Source organism: Pseudomonas saliphila (assembly GCF_008638345.1).
Taxonomy (GTDB): Bacteria; Pseudomonadota; Gammaproteobacteria; order Pseudomonadales; family Pseudomonadaceae; genus Halopseudomonas; species Halopseudomonas saliphila.
In genome coordinates, this window is sequence record NZ_VTVA01000023.1 from 1 (window position 1) to 13485 (window position 13485).

General features: G+C 57.6%; 13 protein-coding genes. 6 read left to right on the forward strand and 7 right to left on the reverse strand.

Annotation, left to right across the window (positions count from 1 at the left end):
• The 4 genes from FHK95_RS18265 to FHK95_RS18280 form a co-directional block, all read left to right on the forward strand.
• Positions 1 to 687: bacteriophage T4 gp5 trimerisation domain-containing protein (locus FHK95_RS18265; protein ID WP_408003646.1), on the forward strand; the 687-nt coding region annotated here is incomplete at its 5' end.
• Positions 687 to 1250, forward strand: coding sequence for a DUF4123 domain-containing protein (locus FHK95_RS18270; RefSeq protein ID WP_150306083.1), 564 nt, complete (start codon positions 687 to 689; stop codon positions 1248 to 1250). The genes FHK95_RS18265 and FHK95_RS18270, both read left to right, overlap by 1 nt.
• Before the next feature lie 17 nt (positions 1251 to 1267).
• Positions 1268 to 4015 carry a toxin VasX gene (locus FHK95_RS18275; RefSeq protein ID WP_328592961.1) on the forward strand — a complete coding sequence of 916 codons (2748 nt, stop codon included), beginning with the start codon at positions 1268 to 1270 and terminating at the stop codon, positions 4013 to 4015.
• On the forward strand, positions 4006 to 4956 hold the full coding sequence (locus tag FHK95_RS18280) for a DUF6708 domain-containing protein (RefSeq protein ID WP_150306085.1): 951 nt from the start codon (positions 4006 to 4008) through the stop codon (positions 4954 to 4956). The genes FHK95_RS18275 and FHK95_RS18280 overlap by 10 nt, the downstream gene beginning before the upstream one ends.
• Before the next feature lie 138 nt (positions 4957 to 5094).
• Here FHK95_RS18280 and FHK95_RS18285 read toward each other — a convergent pair whose 3' ends face one another.
• Together FHK95_RS18285 and FHK95_RS18290 are read right to left on the reverse strand one after the other, a co-directional pair.
• Complete coding sequence (locus tag FHK95_RS18285) at positions 5095 to 6441, reverse strand: Na+/H+ antiporter NhaC family protein (RefSeq protein WP_150306086.1); 1347 nt, start codon at positions 6439 to 6441, stop codon at positions 5095 to 5097.
• 181 nt (positions 6442 to 6622) lie between these two features.
• The gene (locus FHK95_RS18290) at positions 6623 to 7168 is read right to left on the reverse strand and encodes an OmpA family protein (RefSeq protein ID WP_150306087.1); all 546 of its coding nucleotides are present in this window, start codon (positions 7166 to 7168) and stop codon (positions 6623 to 6625) included.
• Between the two features lie 253 nt (positions 7169 to 7421).
• Here FHK95_RS18290 and FHK95_RS18295 point away from each other — a divergent pair, with 253 nt between their 5' ends.
• Positions 7422 to 7961, forward strand: a complete 540-nt coding sequence (locus FHK95_RS18295) for a hypothetical protein (protein ID WP_150306088.1) — start codon at positions 7422 to 7424, stop codon at positions 7959 to 7961.
• Here FHK95_RS18295 and FHK95_RS18300 read toward each other — a convergent pair whose 3' ends face one another.
• The 5 genes from FHK95_RS18300 to FHK95_RS18320 form a co-directional block, all read right to left on the reverse strand.
• The gene (locus FHK95_RS18300; protein WP_150306089.1) at positions 7962 to 8663 is read right to left on the reverse strand and encodes an ATP-binding cassette domain-containing protein; all 702 of its coding nucleotides are present in this window, start codon (positions 8661 to 8663) and stop codon (positions 7962 to 7964) included.
• A 9-nt stretch (positions 8664 to 8672) separates the two neighbouring features.
• Entirely contained in the window at positions 8673 to 9437 is a 765-nt protein-coding gene (gene livG, locus FHK95_RS18305) for a high-affinity branched-chain amino acid ABC transporter ATP-binding protein LivG (RefSeq protein WP_150306133.1), read from the reverse strand.
• A 5-nt stretch (positions 9438 to 9442) separates the two neighbouring features.
• Complete coding sequence (locus FHK95_RS18310) at positions 9443 to 10702, reverse strand: high-affinity branched-chain amino acid ABC transporter permease LivM (protein ID WP_150306090.1); 1260 nt, start codon at positions 10700 to 10702, stop codon at positions 9443 to 9445.
• A complete protein-coding gene (gene livH / locus FHK95_RS18315; protein WP_150306091.1) occupies positions 10699 to 11625 on the reverse strand; it encodes a high-affinity branched-chain amino acid ABC transporter permease LivH in 927 nt (308 codons plus the stop codon). Before livH ends, FHK95_RS18310 begins: the two co-directional genes overlap by 4 nt.
• 96 nt (positions 11626 to 11721) lie before the next feature.
• Entirely contained in the window at positions 11722 to 12849 is a 1128-nt protein-coding gene (locus FHK95_RS18320; protein ID WP_150306092.1) for a branched-chain amino acid ABC transporter substrate-binding protein, read from the reverse strand.
• A gap of 291 nt (positions 12850 to 13140) precedes the next feature.
• Between FHK95_RS18320 and FHK95_RS18325 the strand changes: the two genes are divergently transcribed.
• A complete protein-coding gene (locus tag FHK95_RS18325; protein WP_150306093.1) occupies positions 13141 to 13440 on the forward strand; it encodes a DUF2288 domain-containing protein in 300 nt (99 codons plus the stop codon).
• Positions 13441 to 13485: the final 45 nt, after the last annotated feature.

The following is a 13485-nucleotide window of genomic DNA, read 5'->3' on the forward strand; positions in this document are numbered from 1 at the left end:
GAACATCAGGTCCCCTATGACCTGCCGGCCAACAAGACCCGCAGCGTGTTCAAGACGCTGAGCAGCCCCGGCGGCGACGGCTTCAACGAACTGCGCATCGAAGACAGAAAGGATCAGGAACAGATTTTCATCCACGCCCAGCGCGACTGGGAGCAGAACATCCAGCACAACCAGAGCATCCGCGTCGGCCACGAACGCCACGACCGCGTCGAAGCCAACAGCTATAGCGAACTGCTCGCCGAGGAACACCATACCACCCACAGCGACCGCCGCACCGAAATCAAAGCCGACGACCACCTGACCGTGGCTGGCAGTCAGCACGTCAAGCTCGGCCAGAGTCAGTTCATCGAAGCCGGACAGGAGATTCACCTGTCCAGCGGCATGAAGATAGTGCTCGAAGCCGGTAGTGAAATCACCTTCAAGGTCGGCGGCAGCTTTGTAAAACTCGATCCAAGCGGTGTGACCTTGGTTGGCCCGAGTGTGAAGATGAATTCGGGTGGGAGTGCGGGCAAGGGGAGTGGGGCGGCGCCGTTGTTGCCGGGACAGGCGGCACTGGCGGAGGCAGGTCAACCGGGCAAGCCGACTGAAGCACTCATCAAACAAAGCCTGGTGATGCGCCAGGCGGCAATCACTGGTCAAGGTATTTGCGAGGTCTGCGAAGCGACTAAGACCGTGGGGGCTAGCTGATGCGAACAGACGGATATCTGCTATACGATGGGTGCTGGGTGGAGCGAGCACTGCGCTGGCATTACACCAACTTACCAGACCACCAACCATTACCCGTTTTACTCGATACGGATTACCACGCACTGGCAGAACTGGGACCTGTATTGATTCAAGCCAGTGTCGGTGATGCGGCGGATCTACTGTGGCAGGGTCCGGGCAGCCCTATTCGTCATGGGGTGTGGCTGGAATCCCAGCTCTCTCCCTTGGCAGTGCTGGACTTCATTCAATCACGCCTGCAGGTATCCAACGCTCACAGGCAGGACTACTGGCTACGTCTTGCGGATAGCCGTCCCTTAAAACGGGTATTTGACTCTCACAACCGCTGGCCAGATGGTTTCTGGGACGGCATTGATGCTATTTGGCTCAATACTGATCAAGGGCCGAGTGAGGCCTGGCGGGCTCCGCCAGAGCGCCTCGATAAAATACCGAACCAGAAAAGCCTCGGGCGCATCACTTCATTCTTCACGCTGGGGCAGCACCTTCTGGACAGCTTGGCTGGCACGGACAAGGAGAGTCAGGCATGAATGCACCAGTAAACCCGATGCAAACATACCCCTATCCAGCACAAGGAGCCGTGTGCCCCCTCCTAGTCGCAGTCTGGCCTTTACGCTACGCAATCGGTGCTGACCGGGGTGTTGATGCTGGCGCTCTTGGCCTGCCTGCCCTGACTGGTACCTTTCCGACGCTGGAATCTGGTGTGCCGTCTGGTAGACCCATGCAATACAGCCAACGTTTACTGAGAGATGGCTGGTTATATCTTTGGCTGGAGAACCAAGGGCGCCTGGCGGAGTACGGCGTAAACAATGCCAGCCTCGCAGAAACTGATCGGGGTGGACCGGTGATTGACGGGCGCAATCTGCCCTATTTCATCATCCCTGCGGGCGAGGGCGGAAAACTCGTATGGTCCCCGGTGCGCTGGACGGACACTCAATTTGATACTGCAAAAAGCCGCGCTGACGTTCGGAACAGAATCATGCGCAGCGTCACCCTCGGCGGTGCACCGAACAGTGACTTTATTACCCGGCAACCGGCGAATTTACTCATTGGTGATTATTCAAGTCCCGACGGCTATGGCTGGAGCACTGCGCCGGATACCGGGAGCCGTCCTGACATGGTTAGAACCATCTTCGCCATGAACCACTGCGAGCAACAGGCATGGGCGATAGTCGACGATCCTTGGGGGATCGTCCAGGACCTCGCCGCGCTGACCCGTCTTCGTCACCAAGCGCATGATGTTTATCTCAAGGACAACGCGGAAGACTGGGCTACTGCCGGGGTGTTGCGGAGCCTGGCTAAGAGCGATGATCAACTCGGCCAAAAGATGAACCGGATTGCCGATACTCGGCGATTGAATGAAGTGTGGCAGGCCATGGATACTGCAGAAGACGGCTACGCCGAGGAAATTGCCTCTCTCACAGGTTATTGGGCCGACTGGTTTATCACCGTACATGGGCAAGGGCCTTCCAGTCTGGATACCGCCTGTGGTCATTTCGATATCACCATAGCCGAACATCGTGATGCACTAGAAGATCATTTTGCAGCGGCTTGTCTTGGGCCATCAGACAAACCTGAAGGCATCGTTGCGGTTCGGAAAATCATGACGCTACCACCCGAACCACAGAAGCCGTGGTTACTGTGGTCATTGCTTGGGTTGAGAGAGCGTCTGGATGCAGGCAGCCTCGCTTCTATATTGGGGGTAGCGGAGAACATAGCGGATGCGACCCCAGAGATGGCGCAAGAAGCCACCCGCCTTACCCAGGCATTAACCTTGAGTGCTGCAATTAATTTGAGCGCAATCAAGATAAAAGAGTTAGGACCTACAGCTCCCAGGCAACACATGTTTGCTGCGATGGCTCCCGCAGCAGCTCTCTCCATGAGAAGCTGGCCTCAAGAGGCAGACTCACCAAGTAAAATCTTTATGGCTGCGGCATTGGCCCGGAGCGGGCAGCAATTGGAAGTCGTACCCGCCAGCCAGAAAGAAATTGGCATGTGGTTGGGTGAGATAACCGGCAGTAAAGCGCCGACCACTGCCAAGTTACCTTCAACCGGTGATGCAGCGATACCTCACTTCACGCTGAAAGCTTCTAGCACAGCCGTTACGCCTCCCAACCCGCTTTCGCCAGCGTCCCCGCAGGCATCAACGCCCTTGCCGGGACCAGCAGCGAATAGTGTTCAATCAATGCCGCGCAGCCCTCAGCTGTTGAATCTCAGCACAAGGGCGATCCAGGACGCTCCGGTCCGGAGTGCGATTGCTGTGTTGGCGGCAGTGAATTTGATTATTTCCACGGATCATCTATTAGAAGAAAGAAAAATAGGAACCTTAAGCCAGTTTGTGGGTGCCGGTTTTAGTTTCATCGCAGGGATGGCAGCTGTGGTGGAAAAGCTTTCGAACGTAGACTGGAAACAACAAGTTCAAATATCGGGAGTGCTAGGAGGAGCAACGAAGCGCCAGCTTGCTAATGCACTTACCGCCGCTGCATGGTCGCAAAGCTTCAGCGGTATCGTATCGGCCGCTAACATAGTGTTTTTTGGCACTGAGGCGGTTGATGCTTACCGCCATGGCGACCTGAATACAGCCGGGCTCGATGTCGGGTTGATGGTCGCATCAGCAGGCCAACTTGCCTTACAAGTCAAAGCTTATCGCACCTACCGCCTCGCACGAGCAGCAGTAATGTTAGGCCAGGTAACAGCGATCAGGACTGGCACTGCGGTACTCGGAGGACCACTTACTTTTGCGCTTACCAGTGTGGCAGCGTTGATCGTTAGTGGCGTGATCGTCCGTCAATATACTCAAAATACTCCCCTGGAACGCTGGGTAGCCAATACTCGGTATGGTGTTAAGCCAGAACCTTGGTCTGGCAGCCACAGAGGTGAAATGGAAAAGCTTTATGCGCTGTTGTACCCCGTTACCCTTAACCTCCAGCGCTACCCCGAGCTGAACCCGCGCACCGGAGCCCATATTGAGGTTACATGGTTAATCCTACGTCTCGAAGGCCAGAAAGGGATCCGTGACGGTATGCTTCGCTTTGAAGGCAAGGAAATTTGGAGTGGTACGGGCTGGTTCGACCGGTCACTCGAGCCTATAACTGTGAATTGGACAGAGTCGGACTTTGAAGTAGATGGGGGTACACGCAGGCCACAAGAGGCGGGTGTCACCCGATACCGGCGCGTATACCACCAGGAGCCTGACAAAGGACGCTTGGTTGAAGTGGAGGGCACACTTTTCTACTCACCTATCGAGGGGTTCGAATTGCCATCGGTTGAGATTAAGGACTCGGCATGGATTTAAAGGCAGCCACGTTACTGCGATCCCATGCTGCACAGCATAAGCTCAGTTTAATCCTGAGCTCATCAGACCAAGGCAAAGTTGCTCCGATGATGCCAATTGAGGTTCAGGAGCAAAACGAGAAGCTGTTATCGCTTCGGCCTAACGATGGAATGCTCAAAGGTATATGGACAGGTGCATTGGGAGGATATGGTGGGACGATGTGTTTGTTAATTACTGGCTATCTACTATTCGATGGAGACATCGAATTTGCTTGGCAAGTTTTCTTGGTAGCCATGGCTATGTTGATTGTTCCTTTCCTCTGGGAAGTATTAACTCCTTCTTCGGCTCCAATCCTCCTAAGTCGCCGAACCCGAGAGATCTATTTCCAGCATGAAGGAGAGCTCTACCACACCCCCTGGGACGACATCAGAGCCTTAGCTTACGAATATAAAATGGTGCACCAGAATATCGGTGCCATGACCAACAGCACGCTTGAGATACTGATGCAGCGCTTTGGCAAACCTGACGACCACATTTTTGTTGCCCTGGGCTTACCAATGGGTAAAACGCTGGAACTACAACAGCACGTCTGGGCTTACCTGCAGTCTTATATGGATCGTGGTCCGTGGCTTGATGAGCAGGGCAACACCACAAGCTCACCTGAATATGTGAAACAGCAGATCAAGCTTAACCAACATCATCGGCGAGATGACATAAAGCTTCCATGGAGAAGTTTCAAAGAAACGCGCAGTGCAGGTCATCTGTTCCAGGTCTGTTTTTATATCATTCTCTATCCTGCTTCTGCCCTCTGGGACTTTACCCGCGACACCGCTATCAAGCGCAGCCACCATACCTGGCCTGACGAAGTACTGGAGCGCTTGAAGCCGGACGGTCCAACCAGCCGGCTGATTGATATCGAGAGCGAGCTAGTGCAGTCGAGCAGCTCAGGGGACACGCGCTAAGTTTGGCAGAGCAATTCGGATGGGATATTTGCGTCGGGATTTCCTGCCGGTTCCCTATGAGACGAGCTGCAAACGTCTTTCTCTTGCTTTGGCGGTTTATTAGCTAACATCCATAATTTATGCGCGCGCCTAGCGCAATCACCCAATCTCCCCCGCATCCTCCGTAATCTCCCCACGCGGCCTGGGAAATCCGGCAATAATCGCCACGATGGCAACAGCGCCCAATAGCCAGCAGTAATACACCTGACCCGCCAGAATCAGCGGCGATACGCCGGCAAGGGAGCCTGCCAGGAGAATTTGAGCGCCGTAGGGAATCAAGCCCTGGACTACGCAGGAAAATATATCCAGCAGACTGGCGCTGCGGCGGCGGTCGACGTTGTAGTGGCCGGCCAGGTCGCGGGCGACGCTGCCGCTGACGATGATGGCGACGGTGTTGTTGGCGACGAACAGGTTGGCCAGACTCACCAGCGCGGCTATGGCAGCTTCGCCACTGCGGCGGCCGGCATGGCCCAGTTTTGCGGTTATGTTCTGAATGCTCTGACGCAGCCAGGCGAGGCCACCTTCACGCTTCATGACGGCAGATAGCCCACCGATGAACATCGACAGCACAGCAATTTCCAGCATGCCTTCGAAGCCTTTATAGATATCGTTGCCCCAGCTGGCGACGGAATACGCATCGCCCAGGAACATGCCGGTGAATCCCGAAAGCACGATTCCGGTCATCAAGACGGCGAATACGTTCAACCCACTCAACGCCAGAACCAGTACCGCGATATAGGGCAGCACGAGCATGAACTGGTAGTCGGCCAGCGCAGGCTCGGTGGCTGTGTCTCCGAGTATGAACAGCAATATCAGGGTCAACACTGCAGCGGGCAGCGCGATCAGCAAGTTGAGTTTGAATTTGTCCCGCATGGCGACGCCCTGGGTGCGGGTGGCAGCAATGGTGGTGTCGGAGATGATCGACAGGTTGTCGCCGGCCATGGCGCCGCCTATTACCGCGCCCATGGCCAGCGGAATGGAGATGCCGGTGGCTTCTGCAAAGCCTAGCGCAACGGGGGCGACCGCACCGATGGTCCCCATGGAGGTGCCCATGGCAGTGGAAATGAACGCAGCAATCAGGAACAGACCGGGCAGCACGAAAGCCGGCGGTATGAAGCTCAGACCCATGTTCACTGTTGCCGTCACGCCACCAATCGCACCGGTAACAGTGGCGAAGGCGCCAGCGAGGAAAAAGACCAGCACCATGGTGATGATGTTGCTGTTGCCGATGCCAGAGATGAAGGTATCCAGGCTGCGATTAAGTCCCTCTCGCCCGAGCAGAATCGCCAGTACGATGGCTGGCAATATCGCGACGGGTGCCTTGATCTGGTAGAACGCGAACTCGGTCCCGATCAGCGAATAGTAGGTCCCGCTGCCAAGAAAGATCAGCAGAAACAGCAGTAACGGGAGCAGGGCGATGGCGCGGGGCTGGGGACGTTCTTTCATGTGGATTCCGTCGGGACGCAAAGGACGCAAGTGTAAGCAGCATTGTGCGTATAGGCCAGTGTTGCGGACCCTGGCGCAGCGCAGGCGCACTACACCCCCGGGGGAGAACTGCCTGTGATTTGAAAGTAAGAAAAAGCTGAAGGGGGGTGGCCGCCCCGGAGCCGGGGCGGCCAGAAGTACGTTACTCAGCCATCGCCATGCTTGTGAGGGCGGGGGTCATTACGATCTCGACGCGACGGTTCTTGTGGCGGCCGGTTTCGGTGCTGTTGTCTGCACGGGGTTCTTCTTCGCCCATGCTACTGAGCTGCAGGCGCTTGCGGCTGACACCGCCTAACATAAGGACATTGGCGACGGCCTGAGCACGCTCAAGGCTTTGATCTTCGTTCAGCTCCTCTGCGCCGGCGCTGTCGCTATGGCCGATCACGGAGAAAAAGGTTTCTTCGTCGTCCCGGATCGCCTGGGCAATCTTGCTCAAGGGAACCAGACCTGAAGGTAGCAGAAGGGTACGCTTGGGATGGAAATTGCCATCCACCGGAATGATCAGGCGAATCTGCTCGCCTTCGCGTTCTATTTCATAACCCTGAGATTCGGCTACTTTGGTGAGATGCTCCACGCGGGGCTCAGCCCACGGCTTGGCAACGACGGCAACAGGTACTGGGGCCTTGGAAGAACAGGCTGTCATGGCGAAGCTGAAGGCGAAAACGGCAACGACTTTTATGGTTTTCATGCACGCGTCCAAAAATCAAGAGCTTGGGAGAAACAACTGGAGTTTAATCTAGACTCCACATTGCCGAAGGGTAGCATTCTGGCGCAACTCTGTGACCAATTGTAGCCAGTCTTTTCCTAGATGAAAGCGTTATTAGAGAAGGGGTTCACATATGCGTCCTGGTTTAAGGGCTGTTTGCCTTGCGTTGTGCGGCAGTTCTGTTTTGCTGTCCGGCTGTTCATCGTTGCCCTGGTCGTCCGGGGAGAGTGAGAGGGTGGTCGGGCTTCTCGAAAAAAACGGGGATAGCTGGACGATCGAGCGATGCCGCGAGGGTTCCCGCGTTGGCCTGGAAGAGGCGAGCGCTCTGGATCAGTTGTTCCAGCGCGTAGCGCAACCGGGACAGCTCGCTATCTTTGCCGATATTGAGGGCAGCGTTCGTGGCGAGGGTAGGCTGCACCCCACTCAGGTACTGCGTATGCAGTCCAGTGGCCGCGGCTGCGCTGAGGAACCGCAGAGTGGCCAGTGGATAGCACGGGGGCTTGATGAGTCCTGGCGTCTGGTAGTGGATCAGCAGGGTATCCGCTTCGACGGCCTGGAGGATCAGGACTCCGGGCCTGTGCGGATAATCGCCGAAAGCCTGCCGGATGGCTCAATGAGCTTTCGAGGCGCGGAGGATACGGATCTCGAACTGTGGCTGTACCCGCAGGCCTGCTTCGACAACAGTGGCGACTACCGCCACCTGAAGGCAACGCTGTCGTTTAATGGAAAACGTCTGAACGGCTGTGCCTATAAGGGTACCGACGCGGCGCCATGATCAGCCGCCCAGATAGGCGCTGCGCACTTGCGGGTTGGCGAGTAGTGCCTCGCCGGAATCCTCCAGCACAATGTGGCCATGCTCCATGACGTAGCCGCGGTCGGCGAGCTTGAGCGCCTGATTGGCGTTCTGCTCAACCAGGAAGATGGTCACGCCGTTGCGCCGCAGCTGCTCGATGATCTCGAATATCTGCTGGATGATGATAGGCGCAAGCCCCAGCGACGGCTCGTCCAGCAAGAGTAGCCGGGGTTTACTCATCAGCGCGCGACCTATCGCCAACATTTGCTGTTCGCCACCTGACATGGTGCCGGCGCGCTGCTGGAAGCGTTCCTTGAGGCGCGGAAACAGCTCCAGGGTATTCTCGAGTTGCTCAGCGAACGCATCGCCCCGGGTGAAATAGCCGCCCATGGACAGATTCTCCTCGACTGTCAGCCGCGAAAATACCCGTCGGCCCTCCGGGACGATGGCGATGTCCTTGCGCATGATCTGCGCGGTGGTCAGGCAGGTCAGCTCCTGGTCCTCATAACGAATGCTGCCGCTGGTGGCGCGCGGGTCGCCGCATAGCGTCATGAGCAGCGTGGTCTTGCCGGCACCGTTGGCACCGATCAACGTGACGATTTCGCCGGATTGCACCTGGATATTGATGTCGTGCAGCGCCTGGATCTTGCCGTAGTGGGTCGAAACGTTTTCAAAGTAGAGCATGCAGCGTCCTCAGGTTTCGCCCAGGTAGGCCTTGATCACATCGGGGTTTAGCCGGATTTCCTCCGGTGTGCCCTCGGCGAGTGGGCAGCCCTGATTGATCACTACGATGCGATCGGAAATGCTCATGACCAGTTTCATGTCGTGCTCGATCAGCAGAATGGTCAGATTATGTGCGCTGCGTAGCTCGGCGATCAGCTCCTTCAGGTCCTCGGTTTCGCGCGGATTGAGCCCGGCCGCGGGTTCATCCAGCATCAACAGCGTGGGCTGGGTGACCATGCAGCGGGCAATCTCCAGTCGCCTTTGTTGCCCATACGCCAGGGTATTGGCCTTGCGATTGGCGAATTCGAGCAGATTGACGCGCTCCAGCCAGTAGGCCGCACGCTCCATGGCCTCCTTCTCGCTGCGCCTGAAAGCTGGAGTCTTGAACAGTCCGGCGAGCATATTGGTGTTCATGTTGTGGTGCTGGGCGACCAGCAGGTTCTCGGCTACCGACATTTCCTTGAACAGTCGCACGTGCTGGAAGGTACGGACCATGCCCTTGCGCGCGACCTTGAAGCCCGGCAGCCCCTGAATATCTTCTCCGCGGAACAGGATGCGCCCGGCGCTGGGCTTGTAGAACCCGGTCAGGCAGTTGAATACCGTGGTCTTGCCCGCGCCGTTAGGGCCGATCATGGAGACGATCTCCTGCGGCATGATTTTCAGCGCAACGCCGTCGACCGCCAGCAGGCCGCCGAAGCGCATGGTCAGGCTGGTTACATCGAGCAAGGGTTGAATGGCGCTCACGTCCGTAACTCCATGTGCGGGCGTTTCATCGGCAAAAGTCCCTGCGGGCGCCAGATCATCATCAGCACCATCAGCAGGCCGAACAGCAGCATGCGGTACTCCTCGAACTGGCGGGCCACTTCCGGCAGGAGCGTCATGATGATTGCCGCCAGAATGACCCCCACCTGCGACCCCATACCGCCCAACACAACGATGGACAGAATGATCGCCGACTCAATGAAGGTGAAGGATTCCGGACTGATGAAGCCCTGGCGCGACGCGAAGAAACAGCCGGCGAACCCGGCAAAGGTGGCGCCGATGGTGAAGGCGTTGAGTTTGATGGCCGTGGGATTGATGCCCAGCGATCGGCAGGCGATCTCATCTTCGCGCAGCGCTTCCCAGGCGCGACCCACTGGCATACGCAACAGCCGGTTGATCACATAAAGCGTGATCAGCACCAGCACCAGAGCCAGAAAATACACAAACATCACCCGGTGCACCGAGCTGTACTCGATGCCGAAAAATTCATGAAACGTCTGCATGCCGTCACCGGCGCGGCGGCTGAATTCCAGACCGAACAGGGTCGGCTTGGGAATCCCGCCTATCCCGTTCGGACCGTTGGTCAGCCAAGTCATGTTGTTCAAAAGGATACGGATGATCTCGCCAAAGCCGAGCGTCACGATCGCCAGATAGTCGCCGCGCAGCCGCAGGACCGGAAAGCCCAGCAGGAATCCGAACAGCGCCGCCATCGCGCCGGCGGCAAACAGCCCTGGCCAGAAGCCGATGTCGAAATACATCGCCAGCAGGGCATAGGTATAGGCGCCGACCGCGTAGAAGCCGACATAACCCAGATCCAGCAGGCCGGCCAGACCCACGACGATGTTCAGACCCAGCCCCAGCATGATGTAGATCAGCACCAGGGTCGCCAGATCGGTGCCGCCTCGATCAGCGTAGAAGGGCCAGATCAAGGCCGCGGCAATGAGAAAACACCAGAACAGTCTGCGCATGACCGGCTTTTCGGTTACCGCCGTCAGCCCGGCGGGACTTTTGGGCATGCCGGGCAAGGCTCGCCACAGCGCATTCAGCTGATTGCGGAACAGGTTGAACAGAAACATGAACAGCGCAGCGGCGGCGATCTTCCAGTACACGTCCGGCCCGGCACCGGTGATGATCAGACCACCGCCGGACTGACCGAGGCGCACACCCATGAGCAGACCAGTGAGCGCAACCACGACGCCCGCAGAGATAATTGCTGCTTTCAGGTTATAGCGGCTCATACCTTTTCTACCTCCGGCCGACCGAGAATGCCGCTGGGGCGAAACAACAGCACCAGTATCAGCAGGCTGAAGGCGACCACATCCTTGTATTCGCTGCTGAAATAGCCCGCAGTCATGGCCTCGGTTACGCCGAGCAACAAGCCGCCCAGCACCGCACCGGGGATACTGCCGATTCCGCCGAGGACCGCAGCAGTAAAGGCCTTGAGTCCGGCCATGAAACCGATATGCGGATTCACCACCCCGTAATACATACCCAGCAGCACGCCAGCCACCGCCGCCAGCGCAGCGCCGATGATGAAGTTCAGCGCGATGATGCCATTGGTGTTGATGCCCAGCAGATTGGTCATCTTCAGGTCTTCGGCGCAGGCGCGACAGGCGCGGCCCATGCGCGAGCGGGTAATGAACAGCGTCAACAGCGTCATGGATATCAGCGTGACCGCGAAGATGATCATCTGCATGTAGGAGAGCGTCGCGCTGAAGCCCTCCTGCGGCCCGATATTGATGCCGCCGGGGATGAGGTTCGGCATGGCAATATCACGCGAGCCCTGTGCCAGGCGCACGACGTTCTGCAGGAAAATGGACATGCCGATGGCGGAGATAAGCGGAATCAACCGGTTGCCGCCGCGCAATGGACGGTAGGCGACGCGTTCGATGCTATAGCCGTAGGCGCTGGTCACTATCATGCTGATGAGAAAGGTGCCGATGATCATCAGCGGCAGGAAGTCGATACCGAACATCGCCAGCGCTGCGATCGAGATGAAGGCGATATAGCTGCCGATCATGTACACCTCGCCGTGGGCGAAGTTGATCATCCCAATGATGCCGTAGACCATGGTGTAGCCGATCGCGATCAACGCGTAGGTGCTGCCGACGGTCAGCCCGTTCAGCAGTTGCTGGATGAAGTAATAAAGCGAATCGGGCATGGCCACAACACCTGGAAAGGGACAGGACGGTCAATGCGGGTAGCGCTATGTGCACACAAGACAGGCCCGGATAGCGGGCCTGTCAGGTTTTGCATGTTACTCGGAGAGTGCCGTTTTGCTGGAGTCGGCGTGCCACTCGTAGACCACAAAATTGAAGTCCTTGAGATCTCCCTTTTCATCGAAGCTCAGCGTGCCGGTGGGGGTCTCGAAGCTGTTTGAGCGCAGCGCCTCGGCTACATCGAACGGGTCAGTGCTGCCCGCCAGCTTGATGCCATCAGCAATTACCTGCACTGCGGCGTAGGCGGGGAAGACGAATGCGCCGGAGGGGTCTTCGTTCTTGTCCTTGAAGGCTTGCACCAGATCAGCGTTCTTCGGATCTTCATCGAATGCCTTGGGTAACGTGACCAGCATGCCTTCGGAGGCTTCGCCGGCAATCGCTGAAATATCGGTATTACCCACGCCTTCGGGTCCCATGAACTTCGCCTTCAAGCCCTGCTCTCTGGCCTGACGCAGAATCAGCCCCAGCTCCGGGTGATAGCCGCCGTAATACACGAAGTCGACATCGGCCTGACGCAGTCTGGAGATCAGTGCGGAGAAGTCCTTGTCCCCGGCGGTGATGCCTTCAAACAAGGCTACTTCTATATCGTTCTCGCGCAGTACATCGCGCACAGCCGTCGCAATGCCTTCGCCGTACTGCTGCTTGTCATGCACCACAGCCACCTTCTTCGGCTTGACCTGTTCGGCAATGTACTCGCCGGCGGTCGGGCCCTGCAGGCTGTCCAGGCCGATGGTGCGGAAGATCAGTTCATAGCCGCGTTCGGTGATTTCCGGGCTGGTGGAGGCCGCGGTGATCATCAGGATGCCTTCGTCTTCATAGATATCGGAGGCGGGCTGGGTAGAGCTGGAGCAGAGATGGCCGACCACAAACTGGATGTCGTCGTTGACGATACGGTTGGCTACGGCGACCGCCTGTTTCGGATCGCAGGCGTCATCGAATATCACGCCCTCGAGCTGGCTGCCATTGACCCCGCCAGCGGCATTGATCCGCTCGATGGCCATTTTCGCGCCCACAAACTGCATGTCACCATACTGCGCGACAGGCCCGGTCACCGGCCCGGCCAGAGCGATCTTGATGTTATCGGCGGCCATGGCAAAACCAGAGGCGCCGGCCATGGCGGCAACTGCAATAATCCGGGAAAGCGCTTTGCTGTATGGTTTTTTCATTGTTCTGCTCACTGTTATCCGTACGATTGAAGGGGCCTGCAGGCTGTCGCAACGCAATGTTATGTGTGAACTCGTTAGCAGCAGTCTAGCAACGGCTTGCGCAGCTGGGAAACCGAGCGGCGAAAAAGTCGCCAAGTGCCAGCAACAGTAGCGCGGACCGCGCGTGAACGCCTGCGAAATAACATCAATATACTGGCGCGCTCTGAATAGCTGGCGGCAACGATCGGGCAAGCTCGTCTTCGCCGCGCCAGAACGTTAATATGCGCGGCACATTTTCCGCCGGAGAAGCCCATGACCGAACCCACTGATACCTACGCAGCCATTCTCGGCGCCACCGCCAGAATCGAATGGAAGACGCTGGAGCCGCATTTTGCTCGCGGCCAGGTGTTGTGGGCGGCAACGGAGCTCGATCTGGTCGAGGTCGCGCAGGCGCTGATCAAGGATGACAGTGCGGCGGTTAAAGGCTGGATGGATCAGAACCTGGTCGCGCTGGCGACGGATGCGCAGGCGCAGGATTGGCACGAGCGTGATCCGGATAATTTGTGGGCGGTGGTGGTGCGGCCATGGGTGGTGGTGCAGGAACGCAACTAGCGCGAGACTGGGCAGGAACGAAGTTCACCGCAACTTCCGCGTTGT